This window comes from Methylibium rhizosphaerae, assembly GCF_006386545.1.
GTDB lineage: Bacteria > Pseudomonadota > Gammaproteobacteria > Burkholderiales > Burkholderiaceae_C > Pseudorivibacter > Pseudorivibacter rhizosphaerae.
The window spans coordinates 1-17727 of sequence record NZ_SWAR01000002.1 but is presented as its reverse complement, the minus strand read 5'-3'; the positions used below and the strand labels follow the sequence as shown (position 1 = coordinate 17727).

Here is a 17727-nt window from a genome sequence, read left to right as displayed (position 1 = left end):
CGTTCAGCGGCTGAGCTGGAAGTACCAGCGCACCGAGTGGAAGAACACCGGCGCGGCAAAACACAGCGGCGCCACGCGGTCGAGCAGGCCCACCGCGCCGGTCACCGACGAGCGGTTGCCCCAGTAGCGCACGCCGGCATCGCGCTTGAGGGCCTTCATGACGAATTCGCCCAGGGTGCCGGCCGCTGCGGCGATGAAGGCCATCGACAGCGCCTGCCCCACCTTGAACGGCGTGATCCAGTACAGCAGCGCACCGCTGAGCGCGCCGACCACCGAGCCGATCATCCAGGCGCGGATCGAGAACGAGCGGCTGATGAGCCGTGCCACCGGCCGACGCCGCAGCAGCCGGCTGGCGGCCTCCTGCACGATCTGGGCGGTGGCCACGGTGAAGACCAGGAAGAACACCAGGAAGGCGCCGCGGCCTTCGTAGCGCGGGAACTCGAGCAGCAGCAGCGCCGGCGCATGGGAGAGGCCATACACGCAGACCATGATGCCCCACTGGATCTTCGCGTTGCGCTCGAGGAAGCGCTCGGGGTCGCCGGCCAGCGCGCTTACCACCGGAATGGCCAGGAAAACGTAGACCGGGATGAACACGCTGAACAGGTCGAAGTTGCGGTTGGCCACCACGATGTACTGCAGCGGGAGCACGAAGAAGAACGCCAGGATCAGGCTGCGGTGGTCGCTGCGCCGGGTGTGCATCAGCGTGATGTACTCGCGCAGCGCAAGGAAGGAGAACGCGCCGAAGAGGAGCGTGGCGCCCACCGGGCCCGACACCCAGGCCAGCCAGAACAGCGTGGCGCTCACCCACACCGCGCGCAGGTCGCGCTTGAAGCGTTCGTGCCGGTCGAAGAAGTCGCGCCCGCCGCCGCGCAGCGACAGCAGGAAGGCGGTGGCGGTGACGACGACGAGGATGCCGAACAGCATGAGGAACAGCAGGCCGACCTGCTGGTCCACCGAGAGTTCGCGCAGCGCCTTGAAGATCGCCTTCATGCGGCCACCTTGCGCAGCGCCGTCACCGCGTCACGCGCCCGCTCGAGGAAGGCCCGCTTGTCCTCGCCCGGCTGCAGCTGCATCGGGGCGCCGAAGGTCACCGAGCACAGGATCGGCACCGGCACCACCTCGCCCTTGGGCATGACGCGCTGCACGTTGTCGATCCAGGCCGGGATCAGCTGCACCTGCGGGAACTGCTCGGCCAGGTGGTACAGGCCGCTCTTGAAGGACTGCGGCTCGCCCTTGTTGCTGCGGGTGCCCTCGGGAAAGATGACCAGCGAGTCGCCGTTCTTCAGCGCGGCCACCAGCGGCTCCAGCGGGTCCTGGTCGTCGGTGCGCTGGCGGTTCACGTAGACCGCGTTGAACACCTCGCGGGTGAGCCAGTGCTTGAAGCGGCTGGCGGTCCAGTAGTCCTTGGCCGCGATCGGCCGCGTGAGCGTGCGCAGGTCGCGCGGCAGCGCCGCCCAGATCAGCACCCAGTCCAGGTGGCTCTGGTGGTTGGCGAAGTAGATGCGCTGTTCCGCCTTCGGCGGGCTGCCGTACCAGTGGCCCTGCGCGCCGGTGATGAGGCGCGCGATGAAGGCGAGTACGAGGCCGGCGAATTCGGCGAGCGTCAGCATCCGCTCTCGTGGTCAGTGCCTGAAGTGGCGGGTGCCGGTGAGCACCATGGCGATGCCGCGTTCGTCGGCGGCCGCAATGACCTCGTCGTCGCGCATGCTGCCGCCCGGCTGGATCACGCAGGTGGCGCCGGCGTCGCACACGACGTCGAGGCCGTCGCGGAACGGGAAGAACGCGTCGCTGGCGACCGCCGAGCCCTTGAGCGACAGGCCGGCATTCTCGGCCTTGATGGAGGCGATGCGCGCCGAGTCGATGCGGCTCATCTGCCCCGCGCCCACGCCGAGCGTCATGCCGCCGGCACAGAACACGATGGCATTGCTCTTCACGTACTTGGCGACCTTCCAGGCGAACAGCAGGTCCTGCATCTGCTCGTGCGAGGGTTGCTGCTTCGTCACCACGCGCAGCTCGCTGGCCGCCACGTTCTTCGCGTCGGCGGACTGCAGCAGCATGCCGCCGCCCACCCGCTTGAAGTCCATCGGGTTGGGGGTGCTGCCCAGCGGCACCTCGAGGAGGCGCACGTTCTGCTTGGCGGCGAACACCGCGCGCGCCTCTGCGGTGATGCTCGGGGCGATGAGCACCTCGACGAACTGCCTGGCCACCAGCTCGGCGGCGGCTTTGTCGAGCGGCTGGTTGAAGGCGATGATGCCGCCGAAGGCAGAGGTCGGGTCGGTCTTGAAGGCCTTGCCGTAGGCCTCGGCCGCCGTGCCGCCCACGGCCACGCCGCAGGGGTTGGCATGCTTGATGATCACGCAGGCCGGCGCGTCGAAGGTCTTCACGCATTCCCAGGCCGCGTCGGCGTCGGCGATGTTGTTGTACGACAGCTCCTTGCCCTGCAGCTGGCGGTAGTGCGCGAGGCTGCCGCCGACCGGCTTCACGTCGCGGTAGAACGCGGCGCTCTGGTGCGGGTTCTCGCCATAGCGCATGTCCTGCGTCTTCACGAGCTGCAGGTTGTAGACGGCCGGATACTCGTTGCGCGCGGGCACGTCGGCGGTGCGCTGCTCTGCGCCTTCTTCGAGCGCTGTGAGGTAGTTGGTGATCATGCCGTCGTAGGCCGCGGTGTGCGCGTACACCTTCCTGGCCAGCATGAACTTGGTGTTGCGCTCGATCCTGCCCGCCTTCAGCTCGGACAGCACGCGCTCGTAGTCGGTCGGGTCGATCACCACCGCCACGTCCTGCCAGTTCTTGGCCGCCGCGCGCAGCATGGCCGGGCCGCCGATGTCGATGTTCTCGATCGCGTCTTCGAGCGTGCAGTCGGGACGCGCGGTGGCCTGCGCGAACGGGTAGAGGTTCACCACCAGGATGTCGATGGTCCCGATGCCGTGCTCCTTCAGCGCGGCCATGTGCTGCGGCAGGTCGCGGCGCGCCAGCAGGCCGCCGTGGATGCGCGGGTGCAGCGTCTTCACGCGGCCGTCGAGCATCTCGGGAAAGCCGGTCACCTCGGACACCTCGGTGACCGGCAGGCCCTTGTCGGCCAGCAGCTTGGCGGTGCCGCCGGTGGACAGCAGCTTCACGCCGGCGGCGTGCAACGCCTGTGCGAATTCGACGATGCCGGTCTTGTCGGAAACGGAGAGGAGGGCGGTGGTCATTTCAATTCCAGTGACGGTGCCTGGTGACGCGCGACTGGCGAAGACAGTGAGCCATCTCTGGCCACCAGTCACCAGTCACAGATCACTATTTGATGAGTTTGTGCTCGACGAGCTTGCGCCGCAGCGTGTTGCGGTTGATGCCCAGCCATTCGGCGGCGCGCGACTGATTGCCGTCGGCGTGCTGCATCACCACGTCGAGCAGCGGCTTCTCGACGGTCTTGAGGATCATGTCGTACATGGAATGCGGCTCGGCGCCGCGCAGGTCCTTGAAATAGACCTCGAGGCTGTCACGCAGGCACTCTTCGATGTGCTTCTTGCTCATGCCTGCTCCAGATGGACTTGCGTTTCGTTATTCATGCGGCTTCTTGATCGAGAAGGTTCATGTCCAGCTCCTGCGTCGTGGGCAGGCGCTCGTGTCGTTCGGCCAGCGCGTCGAAGTACTCGACCACGGCGGCCAGTTGGGTCGTGCTGCTTTCCAGCGTGTTCATGCGGGCCCGGAAGACTTCACCGCCCGGCAGGCCGCGCACATACCAGCCGATGTGCTTGCGCGCCGTGCGCACGCCGGTGAATTCGCCGTAGAGCCCATAGTGGTCGTGCAGGTGCTCGACCAGCAGGTCGCGCACCTCGGCCACGGCCGGCGCTTCGAGGTGCCGGCCGGTGTCGAGGAAGTGCGCGATCTCGCGGAAGATCCACGGCCGCCCCTGTGCTGCGCGGCCGATCATCACCGCATCGGCCCTGGTGGCGGCCAGCACTTCGCGTGCCTTCTCGGACGAGGTGATGTCGCCGTTGGCCACCACCGGCACGGCCACCGCGGCCTTCACCGCGGCGATGGTGTCGTACTCGGCCTGGCCCTTGTAGCCCTGCTCGCGGGTGCGCCCGTGCACGGTGAGCATTGCCACGCCGGCGCTTTCGGCGGCCCGCGCGATGCTGACCGCGTTCTTGTGCTGCTGGCACCAGCCGGTGCGCATCTTCAAGGTGACCGGCACGCCGTGCGGCGCGCTCGCGGTGACCACGGCATCGACGATGCGCAGCGCGAGGTCCTCGTCCTGCATCAGCGCGGAGCCGGCCCACTTGTTGCACACCTTCTTGGCCGGGCAGCCCATGTTGATGTCGATGATCTGCGCGCCACGCTCGATGTTGTAGACCGCGGCCTCGGCCATCATGATCGGCTCGGTGCCGGCGATCTGCACCGCGATGGGTGCGGCCTCTCCGTCGTGGTTGGCCCGGCGCGAGGTCTTGAGGCTCGTCCACAGGTCGCGTCGCGACGTCACCATCTCGCTCACTGCATAGCCCGCTCCGAGCCGCTTGCACAGCTGGCGGAACGGCCGGTCCGTCACGCCTGCCATGGGCGCCACGAACAATCGGTTGGGCAGCTCGAACGGGCCGATGCGCATGGGTCGAAACGGGGAGTGGCCCGAGAAGGCGGTGCTGAAAAAGGAGGCAGAGTATAGCGGTTGGGATCGACCGCGCCGGCGTGTCGCGAACGGCTGCTGCGCCAATAATGCGCGCCGATGGAAGCATGGATCGAGTCGCTGCTCGCGATGCTGTCGCTGCCCCAATACGGCTTGTCCACCGTGTTCGTGGTGGCGCTGGTGTCTGCGACCTTGTTGCCCATCGGCTCGGAGCCGGCGGTGTACGGGCTGATCACGCTCAACCCCGACCTCTTCTGGCCGGCGGTGCTGGTGGCCACCGCCGGCAACACCGTGGGCGGCGCGATCAGCTACTGGATGGGCTACGGCATCGAGCGCGCCTACGAGCGCGTGACCCACAAGCACGTGGAGGCACGTGCGCTGAAGTGGCTCGAGCGCTTCGGGGCCAAGGCCTGCCTGCTGGCGTGGCTGCCGCTGGTGGGCGATCCGCTGTGCGCGGTGGCCGGCTGGCTGCGCCTGCCGTTCTGGCCGTGCGTGGTGTACATGGCGATCGGCAAGTTCGCCCGCTACCTCACCATGACGGCCGTGCTGCTGTGGTTCTTTCCCGGCGGGCTGTGACTACTGCTCAGGCCGGCGCCAGGCGGTGTTCCAGGTCGTCGAGCACCGTCTCGAGCCGGCGCAGCGCCTGGTTCGCGCGACCCACAGGGCGCGGCCGCGGATCGACCAGCGAGCGCCGCGGGTCGTCGACCACCGTGCCGTTGAGCGACAGCCCGTGCCGGGCCAGGGTGGCCTGGATCGCGCCGCGCCGCGCCTGCAGCATGCGGCGCGTCTCCTGGTAGGCGTGTTCGGCCAGCCAGCGGCGCTGCGAGTAGCTGAACGGGTTGGTGAAGAAGATCTTCGCGTCGCCCGGCTCCGGCTCGAACAGCAGGATGTCGGTGCCGGGGTACTGGCGCTCGTAGCCCTTCATGCCGAGCTCCATGCGCGAACGGATGATGGCCCGGAAGGTCTGCGACAGCACCTGCGGCAGTCCGCCGTCGACCAGCCGGTCGACCGCGCCCTTGTGGCGCGGTTCGTCGTGGCGGCGCGGCGCCTCGCTGCCGTCGTAAGGCACCAGCGGATTGAGGCAGAACAGCAGATCGAGCCCTTGCTCGAGCAGCACCGAGGCATGCAGCGTCTTGCGCAGGGCACCGTCCACATAGTGGCGCCCGCCGATCTGCACCGGCGGAAACAGCCCCGGCAGTGCCGCGCTGGCCTGCACCGCCACCGAGATGGGTACGTCGTCATGGCCGGGCGTGCCGAAGGGCGCCGCCTCGCCGGTGTCGAGGTCCACCGCCACCAGCACGAGTCGCTTCTTCAGCCGGCGGAAGTCATTGGTGCGGCCCGGCGCGGAGAACACCCGTGACAGGCGTTCATGCACCGCATCGTTCGTGAACAGGCCAGTGGGCACGGCGCGGCCGAGCTGGTTGAGCACGGCACCCCGGGAGGCCAGGCCGAAGGCGTAGTCGAGGCCTGCGCCCACCAGCAGCCCGGGCAGCTTCCACAGGCGGCTTGCGTATTCGTTCCAGGCCGGCCGCATCAGCGCGGCCGGGTCGAACACGTCGCGGCTCGGGCCTTCGTTCTCGATGAACGACTGGCACAGCTCGCGCGGCGTCATGCCGTTGGCAAGGCCCGCGGCGACGAAGCCGCCGGCCGACACGCCCACATAGCCCTCGCAGGCGTTGAACTGCAGTCCGTCGATGGCTTCCTCGAGGGCGCACAACGCGCCGATCTCGTAGATGGCGCCCAGCGGGCCGCCGCCGGCAAGGGCGAGTCCGATGCGAGGGCCGGTGCTTCTGGGCTTGGAAGGCATGCGGGCCAGTGTAGGTCGCGGCCCTCGGTCTGCCGTTGAGCGGGCGGTCTAGAACGCGTGCGTGCTTTCCCGGGACCCGGGCTCCTGGATCTGGGTCCGCACGAGGTACATGCGGATCACGCCCCCCTTGCCGGCCATCGATGCCAGCCCCTCGAGCAGCGCCGCGAACGGCAGCGCCAGCGCGACCTTGGCCATCAGTGCGGGCGTCCTGCGGTTCTTCAGCTCGTAGATGATGTTGCCGCCGTAGCCGAAGCGCTTCATCAGGCTGTCGAGCATGCCCAGCACGCCCAGGTGCACCGAGGCGTAGGTGGTCCTGACCGGCCGGAAGCCCATGTCGCCCAGCAGTCGCGCGAGCCGCTGCGGCGAGAAATGCTGGATATGGCGCGGCACGTCGAGGTGCATCCAGCGGTTGCCGGCCAGCCGCGCCTGCCAGCTGCTGATGTTGGGCACTTCGATGACGAGCAGGCCGTCGGGCTTGAGGTTGGCGGCGACCAGCTCGCCCAGCAGCGCCTGCGGATGCGGCAGGTGCTCCAGCACGTGGAACAGTGTCACCACGTCGAAATGACCGCCGAACAGCGGGCCGCGCTCGTAGAAGTTCGTGTCCACGTCGAGGCCGTACACCTCGCGGGCATAGGCGGCACGGGCGGTCGAGGTTTCCACGCAGCGCGGGTCCCAGCCGGCCTCGCGCGCCAGCCAGCCGAACTTGCCCTTGCCGCCGCCGAAGTCGAGCAGCCGCCCCTTCGCCGGGCGCAGCCGTGCCAGCTGCTCGAGCACGTGGCCGTATTCCCAGTTGAGGATGCGGTCGAAGATCGACTGGCGGTTCTCGACCACCTGATAGACCTCGTCGCTGTACAAGGCGGCGGCATCCACGTTGGCGGCCAGCAGGCTGTAGCAGTGCGCGCACCGGCTGCACCGCACGATGCTGCCGTGTTCGCACTGCGGCAGCACCTTGAACAGGTACTGGTAAGTGCTGGCTTCGCAGATGGGGCAGCAGGCGTTCATCGGCAGCCTCCTTGGCGTGATGGCGCAGCCCGTTTTCTTGCGCTGCAGCAAGGCACTTTAGGAGTCGCGCGGTGCTTGTGCCGCGGTGTTATCAAAGTCTTACGTCCGAGCGGCTGCCGCAACAGGGGCAGGGCCGAGGCTGCGGACGGTGCCGTTTGGGTGCATGCTCGCGCGCATGAAGATGAGCGTGTGCCATGTCCGGCTGGCGGCCCTTGCGGCGGCGGCGGCGTTGTCGCCTGCGGCGGTGACGGCGCAGGAGCTGCCGCGCATCTTCGACAAGGGCGGCACGCATGCGCGCATCGAAAGCTGCGTGAGCCACGACGCCATCGAGTTCAGCATCGGCCAGAACAGCGCGCTGCTCGATGCCGGCGACCGCCTGCAGGTCACTGTCGCGATGCAGCAGCGCTATCCGGCGCTGCAGGCCGACGGCTTTGCGCCGTCGCACCTGCTGCTGTGGCGTCGCCCGGGCGCCGATTGGTTGTTCGTGGCGCTGCTGGCCAACCCGGACAAGCCGAGCGAGGTGTGCTTCACCGCCACCTTCTCGGCAGGCGTCTTCGAGCTGACACCGGTGCTGCTGAAGAAGTACTTCGTTTCGGCGGCGACCCGATCCTGAAGGGCCGCGCCAAAAGGGAAGGGGCGCTTTCGCGCCCCTTTGCGTTGCGAACGGACAGCGTGCTCAGGCCGCCTTGCCGCGCGCGGTGCTGCGCTTGGCCGCCGGCTTGGCAGCGCCATTGGTCTTGGCCGCAGTGGTGGTGCGGGCAGCCTTCTTGGCCGCGGGCGCCTTGCCGCCCGAGAGCTTGGCCACCTGGGCGCTCAGTTCGTCGATGCGCTTGATCAGGGCGTCGACGTCCTTGCTGGACGGCACGCCGAGCTTGCCCATTGCGCGCGCCACCCGCTCCTCGAAGATGGACTCGAGCTTGTCCCACTGCTTGCCGGCCTTGTTCTGCACGTCGCCCGCCAGGTTGGTCATGCGGCTGGTCACCTCGCCGATCTTTTCTTCGGCGACGGCCTGCGTCTTGCGCTGGATCGACACGCCTTCCTTCACCAGCGCTTCGAACACCTTGCCGCCTTCTTCCTGCGCCTTGGCAAACGCCCCCAGGCCGGCCAGCCAGATCTGCTGGGCGGAGTCCTTCACGGTGCCGGCGAATTGGCTGTCGAGCAGACCGCCGGCCGAGGCGGTTTTCTTTTCTGCCAGCTTCTGGAGCTTCTTGACCATGTTCTGCGTTCCTTCAGGGTGTGCACCGGAAGGCGCCACCTCGGCGCTCCGTGAGCGTGAACTATAAAAAGCGTCGATAGAAACGACAGCCTAATTCTCTAGGGCACACCCTCTATGGGTACCTTCGGGAAAGCGCGCAGCGCTGCGCCGCAACAGATCGTGAAGAATCCGCCGATCCACAAGACAGATCATCACTGGAGGACCGCATGCAGTATTTCGTCACCGGCGCCACTGGCTTCATCGGCAAGAGGCTCGTCAAGAAGCTGCTCGAGCGGCGCGGCTCGGTCGTCTACTTCCTGCTGCGACCCGAAAGCGAGAGCAAGGTGGCCGAGCTGCTGCAGTTCTGGGGCGTCGGCAAGAACCGCGCATGTCCGGTGTTCGGCGACCTCACCACCCGCAAGCTCGGCGTGTCGGCCGACGACATCAAGCAGCTCAAGGGCCAGATCGACTCGGTGTACCACCTGGCGGCGGTCTACGACCTCAAGGCCGACGAAGAGTCGCAGGTGCAGGTCAACATCGAAGGCACGCGCAACGTGGTCGAGTTCGCCAAGGCCATCGAGGCCGGGCACTTCCACCATGTGAGCTCCATTGCCGCGGCGGGCCTCTATGAAGGCGTGTTCCGCGAAGACATGTTCGACGAGGCGGAGGGCCTGGACCACCCGTACTTCATGACCAAGCACGAGTCCGAGAAGATCGTGCGCAAGGAATGCAAGGTGCCCTGGACCGTGTACCGCCCGGCCATGGTGGTGGGCGACTCCACCACCGGCGAGATGGACAAGATCGACGGGCCCTACTACTTCTTCAAGCTGATCCAGCGCATGCGGCAGCTGCTGCCGCCGTGGATGCCCTCGGTGGGCCTCGAAGGCGGGCGCGTCAACATCGTGCCGGTCGACTTCGTCGTCAATGCGCTCGACCACATCAGCCACCTGCCGGCCGGCAAGGCCGAGCTCAACAAGCGCTGCTTCCACCTGGTGGATCCGGTGGGCTACCGCGTGGGCGACGTGCTCGACATCTTCTCGAAGGCTGCGCACGCGCCGAAGATGAACCTGTTCATCAACGCGGCGCTGCTGGGCTTCATCCCGAAGAGCGTGAAGAAGGGGCTGATGGCGCTGGCGCCGGTGCGCCGCGTGCGCAACGCGGTCATGAAGGACCTGGGCCTGCCCGACGACATGCTGACCTTCGTGAACTACCCGACCCGCTTCGACTGCCGCGACACGCTGGCGGCACTGAAGGGCTCGGGCATCGAATGCCCCAGCCTGAACGACTACGCCTGGCGCCTGTGGGACTACTGGGAGCGCCACCTCGACCCGGACCTCTTCATCGACCGGTCGCTCAAGGGCACCGCCGGCGGCAAGGTGGTGCTGGTGACGGGCGGCTCGTCGGGCATCGGCCTGGCCGCAGCCAAGAAGTTCGCCGAGGCCGGCGCGGTGACGGTGATCTGTGCACGCGACGAAGACAAGCTGGCCGAGGCGAAGAGGGAGATCCTCGACTTCGCCGGCAAGGACGCGAAGGTCCACACCTACTCGGCCGACATCGCCAACGAGCAGAGCTGCAACGAACTGGTGGCCTGGCTGGAGCGCGAGTTCGGCGGCGTGGACTTCCTCATCAACAACGCTGGCCGGTCCATCCGGCGCGCCATCGAGTCGAGCTACGACCGCTTCCACGACTACGAGCGCACGATGCAGCTCAACTACTTCGGCTGCCTGCGCATCACGATGGGGCTGCTGCCCGGCATGGTGGCCAAGAAGCGCGGCCACGTGGTGAACATCAGCTCCATCGGCGTGCTGACCAATGCGCCGCGCTTTTCGGCCTACGTGGCCAGCAAGGCCGCGCTCGACGCCTGGACGCGCTGCGCCGCCAGCGAGTTCGCCGACGTGGGCGTGACCTTCACCACCATCAACATGCCGCTGGTGCGCACGCCGATGATCGCGCCCACCAAGATCTACAACAACGTGCCGACGCTGGCGCCCGAGGAGGCCGCCGACCTGATCGCGCAGGCCTGCGTCTACAAGCCGGTGCGCATCGCCACGCGGCTGGGCATCACCGGCCAGCTGCTGCATGCGCTGGTGCCGCGTGTCGCGCAGATCGTCATGAACACCAGCTTCCGCATGTTCCCCGACAGCGATGCGGCCAAGGGCGACAAGAGCGCCAAGCCGAACCTGTCACCCGAGGCCATCGCGCTGCAGCAGATGATGCGGGGCATTCACTTCTGACGCGCCGGGAGCTGCTGGCGGGCGGCATCGTCCGCCAGCTCCCGCCGCGCCAGGCGCAACACCGTCACCGTGGCCGACAGCGCCAGCAGCGCCATCACCGCGGCCACCAGCACGTCGGGCCACACCGTGCCGGTGCCGAACACCCCGAGCGCGGCGCCCATCACCGCCACGTTGCCGATCGCGTCGTTGCGGCTGCACAGCCACACCGAACGCATGTTGGCGTCGCCTTCGCGGAAGGCATAGAGCATCCAGGCCACGCCGACGTTGGCTGCCAGCGCCAGCACCGCCACCACACCCATCGTGACCGGCTCCGGAGGCACCCCGCCCAGGGCGGCCCAGGCGGCGCGCCCCAGCACCAGCACGCCGAAGGCGCCCATCGACAGGGCCTTCACGACGGCCGCCCGCGAGCGCCACGCCAGCGCCATGCCGAGCACTGCGAGTGAAATGCCGTAGTTGGCCGCGTCGCCGGCGAAGTCCAGCGCATCGGCCAGCAGCGACACCGAGCCGGAACTCAGGCCGCCGGCCACTTCGACGACGAACATGGCGGCGTTGACCAACAGCGCCGCCCACAACACCCGTCGGTAGCGCGGGCTGTCGGCGACCGGCGCGCTGCAGCCGTGGTCGTGGCAATGGTCGTGATGGCCGGACATGAAAGGGGTTCCTCCTGTGCTTGCGATGCCCGCATTGAAAACCCGGGAGTCGCTCCAGGGTCAAGCCGCTACAGTGACCAGGGTCATCAGGAGGCGCAAATGCGAATCGGCGAGCTGGCGCAGGCCGCGGGCATGGACGTGGACACGGTGCGCTACTACGAGAAGGCAGGCCTGCTGCCGCCCGCGTCGCGCGGGGCGAACAACTACCGCAGCTACGGCGACGCGGCCCTGCAGCGCCTGCGCTTCATCCGCAACTGCCGGGCGCTCGACATGAGCCTGCCCGAGGTGCGCGTGCTGCTCGACTACATCGACCAGCCGGGCGCCGACTGCTCCAGGGTGGACGGGGTGGTGGCCGAGCACCTGGGCCACGTGCGAGAGCGGCTGGCATCGCTGAAGACGCTGGAGCGCCAGCTCGAACTGCTGCAGCAGGCCTGCAGCCATGCCAGCCCGCAGGAGGTGTGCGGCATCGTGCTGGCGCTGTCACAGCCGCAGGGCGATGCACCCGCATCGCCCGCTGTGCGCGGCGTGCACAGCCAGTGAAGGCTCAGCGGGCCGCTTCGATGGAGGTGACGGTGTAGGTGCCGCCGACCTTGTCGGCGGTGAAACGCACCTTGTCGCCTTCCTTCACCTTGTCGAGCAGGGCGGCGTCCTTGACCTGGTAGGCCATGGTCATGGCCGGCATGTCGAGGCTCTTGATTTCGCCATGCTTGAGCGTGATCTTCCTGGCCCCCTTGTCGATCTTGCGCACCTCGCCTTCGGCGGTTTGCGCCAGCGCGGGCAGCGAGAGCGCGACGGCTGCAGCAATGGCCAGGCGTTTCAGGGTCGATTTCATCGTGGGCTCCTTGAGTCTCGGGGATCTGAGGGTGGGTGCGGCCGCCTGCGTTTCAACCGTCAGCGGTAGGACTGGTAGACGCTCGTCTTGCCTTCGGCCTGGACCAGCAGCACGTCGTAGGGATCCTTGCGGTCGCCGTAGTCGGGGCCGTCCATGCCAGGCGAGCCGACCGGCATGCCGGGCACCGCCAGGCCGATGGCGGCCGGGCGCTCCCTCAGCAGTCGCTTGATCTCGCGTGCCGGCACATGGCCCTCGATGGCATAGCCGCCCACCTTGGCGGTGTGGCAGGAGCCGTACTTCATGGGCATGCGCAATGCCGCACGCGCATTGGTGTTGCCTTCGTCATGGACGCGCACGCCAAAGCCGTTGGCTTCGAGGTGCGCCACCCAGTCCTTGCAGCATCCGCAGGTGGGCGACTTCCAGACCTCGACCAGCGGGCGGGAGTCGCCTTGCGCGGCGGCCGGGCCGGCCACCGCAAGCGCCACGGCGCAGAGCAGCCAGCGGCGACGGTCGTGAGAGTGATTCATGGCGTGGTTCTTTCAATGGTTGGCGCGGCACTCCGGTTGACGCCTGCGATTCGAACCCGGCGGGTGCGGGCGGGGTTCCGTTCGCATGCCGCACCGATACGTCTATCTACAATGCAGCGCAGCATTTCACGTGCATCTTCCACCTTCATCATCGCTGCGTTTTCACAGAAGGCCTTCCCATGAAAACCGAGCCCCCTGCTGGTTCCCTTGCCGCCCACCACGGTGCCGACGTGACGCACATCGCGCCGCGCGAGAAAGCCGAGATCCTGTCGCAGGCGCTGCCCTACATCCGCAAGTTCCATGGGCGCACGCTGGTCATCAAGTATGGCGGCAATGCCATGACGGACCCTGAGCTGCAGCAAGACTTCGCCGAGGACATCGTGCTGCTCAAGCTGGTGGGCATGAACCCGGTGGTGGTGCACGGCGGCGGCCCGCAGATCGACGAGGCGCTTGCCCGCATCGGCAAGAAGGGCACCTTCATCCAGGGCATGCGGGTCACCGACGAGGAGACCATGGAAGTGGTCGAGTGGGTGCTGGGCGGCGAGGTCCAGCAGGACATCGTGGGCCTCATCAATGCGGTGGGCGGCAAGGCCGTGGGCCTCACCGGCCGCGACGGCGGCATGATCCGCGCGCGCAAGCTCAAGCTGCGCGACAAGGACGACCCCGCCAAGGAACACGACGTCGGCCAGGTCGGCGACATCGTCTCCATCGACCCGAGCGTGGTGAAGGCGCTGCAGGACGACCAGTTCATCCCGGTCATCAGCCCCATCGGCTTCGGCGAGAACAACGAGAGCTACAACATCAATGCCGACGTGGTGGCCGGCAAGCTGGCCGAGGTGCTGAAGGCCGAGAAGCTGATGCTGCTGACCAACACGCCCGGCGTGCTCGACAAGTCCGGCAAGCTGCTCACCAACCTGTCGGCCCGCGAGATCGACGAGCTGTTCGCCGACGGCACCATCTCCGGCGGCATGCTGCCCAAGATCTCTTCCGCGCTCGACGCGGCCAAGAGCGGCGTGAACGCCGTCCACATCATCGACGGCCGAGTGCCGCACGCCATGCTGCTGGAGATCCTCACCGATCAGGCCTACGGGACCATGATCCGTTCGCACTGATGGCGCCCCCGGTTGCGCAGACCCGGGCGTTCTTCTCCTGGAGCGGCGGCAAGGACTCCGTGCTCGCCTTGCACCGCGCGCTCGATGCGGGCGTGCGGGTCGAGGCGCTGCTTGCCATGTACGACGAAACCGGCGAGCGTTCGCGCTCGCATGCCATCTCCCGCGAGCTGATGGCCGCGCAGGCCGCGGCGCTCGGCATTCCGTTGGTGATGCGCAGCGCCTCCTGGCGCGACTACGAAGCGGTGTTCGTCGACCAGCTGCGGCGATTCGCGGCCCAGGGGCTGACCTGCGGCGTGTTCGGCGACATCGACCTGCAGCCGCACCGCGACTGGGAAGAGAAGGTCTGTGCTGCAGCGGGCCTCTCGGCCTTGCTGCCGCTGTGGCAGCAGGACCGTCGCGCGCTGGCGCAACAGGTGATCGACCTGGGCTTCCGGGCGCGGGTGGTGTGCGTGGACGCCCGCTGGCTGGACGCAAGCTTCTGCGGCGCCGAATACGGCCAGGCCTTCCTCTCACGCCTGCCCGAAGGGGTGGACGCCTGCGGCGAAAACGGCGAGTTCCACACCTTCGTGTTCGACGGCCCGCGCTTCCTGCAGCCGGTGGCGCACCGCGTGGCGGCCGTCCACGAGTTGCGGTTCGAGTCGCCGGCACCCGGCCACTACTTCAGCGCAGAGCTGGTGCCGGCATGAAGCCGAGGGTGTGGCTGTTCGACCTCGACAACACCCTGCACGACGCGTCGTGTTCGGCCTTCTCGATGCTCGACGGCGCGATGAACGACTACATCGCCCGCGAGCTGGCCCTGCCCCACGACGAAGCCGACTTTCTGCGCCGCCACTACTGGCAGCGCTACGGCGCCACGCTGCTGGGGCTGGAGCGCCACCACGGCATCCGCGCCGCGCATTTCCTGGAGCACACCCACCGCCTGCCGGAGCTGGAGGCCAGGCTGCGCAGCCATGCCCATGACCGCGCCGCACTCAGGCGTCTCGCCGGCCGCAAGTACGTGCTGACCAACGCCCCGGCCGCCTATACCCGGCGCGTGCTCACCGCACTCGGCCTGGCCGTGCATTTCGACGGCGTGATCAGCATCGAGGGCATGCGCATGTTCGGCCAGCTGCGTCCCAAGCCTGATGCGCGGATGTTCCGCATGGTGCTGGCGCGGCTCGGGCTGCCGGCCGCGCGCTGCGTGCTGGTGGAAGACACGCTGGCGCATCAGAAAGCCGCCAAGCGTGTAGGAATGCACAGTGTCTGGATGCAGCGGTATGTCGCACGCAACGTTCACGGTCCGGAAGTTGGTGTTTACCTGCGACGTCGGCCACCATACTGCCGTGCGAGAATCCGCTCGCTACAAAAGTTACGCGCGCTGTGAACACACTGCCCCAAGAAACCACCGCCGCAGCGGCCGAAGAGGCAACGGCCATCCCCAACGGCACCACCGAGGAGAGCTCGGGTCGCAAGCGGCCCAAGCCCGGTGAACGCCGCATCCAGATCCTGCAGACGCTCGCGCACATGCTCGAGCAGCCGGGTGCCGAACGCATCACCACCGCCGCGCTGGCCGCCAAGCTCGAGGTGAGCGAGGCGGCGCTGTACCGCCATTTCGCCAGCAAGGCGCAGATGTTCGAGGGGCTCATCGAGTTCATCGAGAGCAGCGTGTTCACGCTGGTCAACCAGATCGCCGAGCGTGAAGGCGATGGGGCCGCGCAAGCGCAGAAGATGCTCACCGTGCTGCTGCAGTTCGGTGAAAAGAACCCCGGCATGACCCGTGTGATGGTCGGTGACGCGCTGGTGTTCGAGAACGAGCGCCTGTCGGCGCGCATGAACCAGTTCTTCGACCGGCTCGAGTCGCAGTTCCGCCAGAGCCTGCGCACCGCGGCCGAAGCCGGCGGCTCGCAGACCCCGACGGTCGATTCGCAGGCGCTGGCCTCGGTGCTCACGAGCTTCGCGCTCGGTCGCCTGCAGCGCTATGCCCGCTCCGGCTTCAAGCGCCTGCCCACCGAGCATCTGGAAGCATCATTGCGCCAGTTGATCCACTGAGAGCCAGATGGTCGAGATCGAGCTGGCCGGACGGCCGCTCGTGCTGCTGGCCGACAAGGCCGCCTACCTGCCCGACGAACGCTGCCTGCTGATTGCCGACGCGCACGTCGGCAAGGCGGTGTCGTTTCGCAAGCTCGGCGTGCCGGTGCCGCGGGGCACCACCACGGCAGGGCTGACGCGCGTGTCGGCGCTGGCACGGGCCACCGGGGCGCAGCAGGTGGTCTTTCTCGGCGACTTTCTCCATTCCGAGCATTCGCATGCCGCATCCACGCTCGCCGCGCTGGCGCAGTGGCGGCGTGAGCAGCCGCAACTGGCGCTGACGCTGGTGCGCGGCAACCATGACGACCGTGCCGGAGACCCGCCGCCGGCGCTGGGGTTTTGCGTGGTGGACGAGCCGTTGCCGCTGGGCGGCTTCGCGCTGTGCCACCACCCTCGCGCCCTGCCGGGCGCCTATGTGCTGGCCGGTCACTGGCATCCGTGCGTGAGTGTGGGAGGGCGGGCGTTCGATCGGCTGCGGCTGCCGTGCTTCTGGTTCGGCGAGGCCGTCGGCGTGCTGCCCGCGTTCGGCGAATTCACCGGCATGCACCCCATTCGCCCTGCAGAAGGCGACCAGGTGTACGCGGTGGCCGAAGGCCAGGTGGTCCGCCTGCCGTGACCGGGCCGGCCGGGCCCGTCACCCGCCCACTAAACTCGCGAACCATGTCTTCCGTCGATCAACTCCTGCAGCGTGCCGAGACGCTGCTGCAGCGCCTGGACGGCCTGCTGCCCGGGCCGGACTCGCAGCCGGTTCGGGCGCCCGACTGGGCCGCCTCCATCGCCTTCCGCTACCGCCGCCGCAGCGGCCTGCTGCAAGGCGGCTGGCTCGAGCCGGTGCGGCACGTGGCCACCATCCACCTGGCCGACCTGAAGGAGGTGGATCCGCAGAAGGACCGGCTCACCCGCAACCTGCAGCAGTTCGTGGCCGGCCGCAGCGCCAACAACGTGCTGCTCACCGGGGCCCGCGGCACCGGCAAGTCGTCGCTGGTGAAGGCCTGCCTCAACGAGTTCGCGCTGCAAGGCCTGCGCCTCATCGAAGTGGACAAGAGCGACCTGGTGGACCTGCACGACATCGTCGACCTGGTGGCGCCGCGGCCGGAGCGCTTCATCGTGTTCTGCGACGACCTGAGCTTCGACGAAGGCGAGCCCGGCTACAAGGCGCTCAAGTCCATCCTCGACGGCTCGGTGGCCCAGGCCAGCGACAACGTCCTGATCGTCGCCACGTCGAACCGCCGGCACCTGCTGCCCGAGTACATGCGCGAGAACCTCACCTACCAGCACACCGACGACGGCGAAGTGCACCCCGGCGAGGTGGTGGAAGAGAAGATCTCGCTGTCCGAACGCTTCGGCCTGTGGATCAGCTTCTATCCGTTCAGCCAGGAGGAATACCTCACCATCGCGGCACAGTGGCTGCGCAGCTTCGGCGTGAGCGAAGAGGCCATCGCGGCCGCCCGGCCCGAAGCGCTGGTCTGGGCGCTCGAACGCGGCTCGCGCTCCGGCCGGGTGGCCTACCAGTTCGCGCGCGACTACGCGGGGCGTCACGCATGAGACACCCTGTGTCAACCTGGATGTCGAGGGCCGAGCGCCGGGCCGCTCCCAAGCCGGCCCGCATCCCCCCGGGGGATCGGCCGGCGTACCCGCCGGACGAGGGGCAGACATCTTTGCGGGCCGAGCGCCGGGCCGCTCCCAAGCCGGCCC

At 68.0% G+C, this 17727-nt stretch carries 21 protein-coding genes; 10 read left to right on the top strand and 11 right to left on the bottom strand.

The features are described 5' to 3' along the window. Window positions 1–3 precede the first annotated feature (3 nt). The 5 genes from E8D38_RS01400 to dusB all read right to left on the bottom strand — a co-directional run bounded on the left by E8D38_RS01400 (window position 4) and on the right by dusB (window position 4588). A complete protein-coding gene (locus tag E8D38_RS01400; RefSeq protein WP_181178883.1) occupies window positions 4–990 on the bottom strand; it encodes a phosphatidate cytidylyltransferase in 987 nt (328 codons plus the stop codon). Further along, complete coding sequence (locus E8D38_RS01395; protein WP_140625941.1) at window positions 987–1610, bottom strand: lysophospholipid acyltransferase family protein; 624 nt, start codon at window positions 1608–1610, stop codon at window positions 987–989. The genes E8D38_RS01400 and E8D38_RS01395 overlap by 4 nt, the downstream gene beginning before the upstream one ends. A 12-nt stretch (window positions 1611–1622) precedes the next feature. Beyond that, the gene (gene purH / locus E8D38_RS01390) at window positions 1623–3194 is read right to left on the bottom strand and encodes a bifunctional phosphoribosylaminoimidazolecarboxamide formyltransferase/IMP cyclohydrolase (RefSeq protein WP_140625940.1); all 1572 of its coding nucleotides are present in this window, start codon (window positions 3192–3194) and stop codon (window positions 1623–1625) included. 85 nt (window positions 3195–3279) lie between these two features. Further along, the gene (locus tag E8D38_RS01385; protein ID WP_140625939.1) at window positions 3280–3516 is read right to left on the bottom strand and encodes a Fis family transcriptional regulator; all 237 of its coding nucleotides are present in this window, start codon (window positions 3514–3516) and stop codon (window positions 3280–3282) included. Window positions 3517–3547: 31 nt separating this feature from the next. Continuing rightward, complete coding sequence (dusB, locus tag E8D38_RS01380) at window positions 3548–4588, bottom strand: tRNA dihydrouridine synthase DusB (protein ID WP_140625938.1); 1041 nt, start codon at window positions 4586–4588, stop codon at window positions 3548–3550. Between the two features lie 117 nt (window positions 4589–4705). On the opposite strand from dusB, the gene E8D38_RS01375 reads away from it, so the two are divergent. Further along, window positions 4706–5182, top strand: coding sequence for a YqaA family protein (locus E8D38_RS01375; RefSeq protein WP_140625937.1), 477 nt, complete (start codon window positions 4706–4708; stop codon window positions 5180–5182). Between the two features lie 7 nt (window positions 5183–5189). Here E8D38_RS01375 and E8D38_RS01370 read toward each other — a convergent pair whose 3' ends face one another. After that, window positions 5190–6413 (bottom strand): patatin-like phospholipase family protein, encoded by a 1224-nt coding sequence (locus E8D38_RS01370; protein WP_140625936.1) that lies wholly within the window; start codon window positions 6411–6413, stop codon window positions 5190–5192. Between the two features lie 48 nt (window positions 6414–6461). Beyond that, on the bottom strand, window positions 6462–7415 hold the full coding sequence (locus tag E8D38_RS01365; RefSeq protein WP_140625935.1) for a class I SAM-dependent methyltransferase: 954 nt from the start codon (window positions 7413–7415) through the stop codon (window positions 6462–6464). Between the two features lie 175 nt (window positions 7416–7590). On the opposite strand from E8D38_RS01365, the gene E8D38_RS01360 reads away from it, so the two are divergent. Further along, entirely contained in the window at window positions 7591–8028 is a 438-nt protein-coding gene (locus E8D38_RS01360; RefSeq protein WP_140625934.1) for a hypothetical protein, read from the top strand. A 63-nt stretch (window positions 8029–8091) separates the two neighbouring features. Here the strand turns inward: E8D38_RS01360 and E8D38_RS01355 are convergent, their stop codons facing one another. Continuing rightward, complete coding sequence (locus E8D38_RS01355) at window positions 8092–8631, bottom strand: phasin family protein (RefSeq protein ID WP_140625933.1); 540 nt, start codon at window positions 8629–8631, stop codon at window positions 8092–8094. Window positions 8632–8837: 206 nt separating this feature from the next. Between E8D38_RS01355 and E8D38_RS01350 the strand changes: the two genes are divergently transcribed. Next, a complete protein-coding gene (locus E8D38_RS01350) occupies window positions 8838–10844 on the top strand; it encodes an SDR family oxidoreductase (protein WP_140625932.1) in 2007 nt (668 codons plus the stop codon). On the opposite strand, the gene E8D38_RS01345 is transcribed toward E8D38_RS01350, so the two are convergent. Then, on the bottom strand, window positions 10835–11494 hold the full coding sequence (locus E8D38_RS01345) for a cation efflux transmembrane domain-containing protein (RefSeq protein WP_140625931.1): 660 nt from the start codon (window positions 11492–11494) through the stop codon (window positions 10835–10837). The two genes, E8D38_RS01350 and E8D38_RS01345, sit on opposite strands and share 10 nt — an antisense overlap. A 99-nt stretch (window positions 11495–11593) precedes the next feature. On the opposite strand from E8D38_RS01345, the gene E8D38_RS01340 reads away from it, so the two are divergent. After that, the gene (locus tag E8D38_RS01340; protein WP_140625930.1) at window positions 11594–12034 is read left to right on the top strand and encodes a Cd(II)/Pb(II)-responsive transcriptional regulator; all 441 of its coding nucleotides are present in this window, start codon (window positions 11594–11596) and stop codon (window positions 12032–12034) included. 4 nt (window positions 12035–12038) lie between these two features. Here E8D38_RS01340 and E8D38_RS01335 read toward each other — a convergent pair whose 3' ends face one another. Next, window positions 12039–12326 carry a copper-binding protein gene (locus E8D38_RS01335; protein ID WP_140625929.1) on the bottom strand — a complete coding sequence of 96 codons (288 nt, stop codon included), beginning with the start codon at window positions 12324–12326 and terminating at the stop codon, window positions 12039–12041. Between the two features lie 59 nt (window positions 12327–12385). Further along, a complete protein-coding gene (locus E8D38_RS01330; protein ID WP_140625928.1) occupies window positions 12386–12853 on the bottom strand; it encodes a DUF411 domain-containing protein in 468 nt (155 codons plus the stop codon). A 179-nt stretch (window positions 12854–13032) separates the two neighbouring features. Here E8D38_RS01330 and argB point away from each other — a divergent pair, with 179 nt between their 5' ends. The 6 genes from argB to E8D38_RS01300 are packed head-to-tail and all read left to right on the top strand — an operon-like array spanning window position 13033 to window position 17577. Next, window positions 13033–13965 (top strand): acetylglutamate kinase, encoded by a 933-nt coding sequence (argB, locus tag E8D38_RS01325; RefSeq protein WP_140625927.1) that lies wholly within the window; start codon window positions 13033–13035, stop codon window positions 13963–13965. Next, window positions 13965–14651: a Dph6-related ATP pyrophosphatase gene (locus E8D38_RS01320; protein ID WP_140625926.1), complete on the top strand. Its 687-nt coding sequence runs from the start codon at window positions 13965–13967 to the stop codon at window positions 14649–14651. Before argB ends, E8D38_RS01320 begins: the two co-directional genes overlap by 1 nt. Beyond that, window positions 14648–15328, top strand: coding sequence for a pyrimidine 5'-nucleotidase (locus E8D38_RS01315; protein WP_140625925.1), 681 nt, complete (start codon window positions 14648–14650; stop codon window positions 15326–15328). Before E8D38_RS01320 ends, E8D38_RS01315 begins: the two co-directional genes overlap by 4 nt. A gap of 50 nt (window positions 15329–15378) precedes the next feature. Next, the gene (gene slmA / locus E8D38_RS01310) at window positions 15379–15993 is read left to right on the top strand and encodes a nucleoid occlusion factor SlmA (protein ID WP_246099317.1); all 615 of its coding nucleotides are present in this window, start codon (window positions 15379–15381) and stop codon (window positions 15991–15993) included. A gap of 7 nt (window positions 15994–16000) precedes the next feature. Continuing rightward, on the top strand, window positions 16001–16648 hold the full coding sequence (gene pdeM, locus E8D38_RS01305) for a ligase-associated DNA damage response endonuclease PdeM (RefSeq protein ID WP_140625924.1): 648 nt from the start codon (window positions 16001–16003) through the stop codon (window positions 16646–16648). 44 nt (window positions 16649–16692) lie between these two features. Beyond that, window positions 16693–17577: an ATP-binding protein gene (locus E8D38_RS01300; protein ID WP_140625923.1), complete on the top strand. Its 885-nt coding sequence runs from the start codon at window positions 16693–16695 to the stop codon at window positions 17575–17577. Window positions 17578–17727: the final 150 nt, after the last annotated feature.